General features: G+C 74.2%; 1 protein-coding gene. It reads right to left on the bottom strand.

Annotated elements, in window-relative coordinates; genetic code table 11:
• Positions 1 to 93: 93 nt before the first annotated feature.
• A partial coding sequence (locus ACJA3G_RS38075; protein WP_406557559.1) for a LuxR C-terminal-related transcriptional regulator occupies positions 94 to 694 on the bottom strand: 601 nt, incomplete at its 5' end.

Below are 694 nucleotides of genomic sequence, written 5' to 3'. Positions count from 1 at the left end.
GTGGAGGCGGAAGGGGGGAGTCATGGGGATCCGGCGGCCGGAGGTCCGGCACGCGCCCCCGCGGGCGTGGCGGCCGGCGGGACCGGCCTCCCCTCACCCCCACACCCGCTGCTCCGACTCCTCCCCCAGCGGCGCGTAGTGCTCGGTGAACAGCTTCGCCACCAGTTCGCCGCGGCTGGACACCCGGACCTTCTCGAAGATCGCCTTCACATGGTCCCGGACCGTGTGCGGCGACAGGAACAGTTTCCCGGCCATCTCCGCGGTGCCCAGACCGCGCGCGATGTGCTGGGTGATCTCCAGTTCGCGGTCGGTCAGTTCGTACGCCTTCACCATCAGCGGGGCCACCTCCGAGATCGAGGCGCGCTCGATCACCACCGCCGAGGCGCCCAGCTCGCCGTCCGCGCCGCGCAGACAGGAGGCGTGGCAGGCCAGCCAGCGGCCACCCCTGCTGCGCACCCGTACCCGCGCCACGCCCTTGTCCCAGCCCGCCGCGATGGCCCGCGCCTTGCTCGCCGTGCTGTGCATCCAGGCCGGGACCGACACCCCCAGCGGGGTCGGGGTCGAGGGGCCCGGCAGCAGGTCGTCCAGGAGTTCGCGGGCCATCGCGGCGGGCTGGGACAAGGGCGTGGCGCGGGTACGGGTGCGCAGCAGGGGTGGCCGCTGGCTGGCCTGCCACGCCTCCTGTCTGCGCGGC

Source organism: Streptomyces sp. YS-3 (genome assembly GCF_045257485.1).
GTDB lineage: Bacteria > Actinomycetota > Actinomycetes > Streptomycetales > Streptomycetaceae > Streptomyces.
This window is presented reverse-complemented; position numbering and strand designations above follow the sequence as displayed.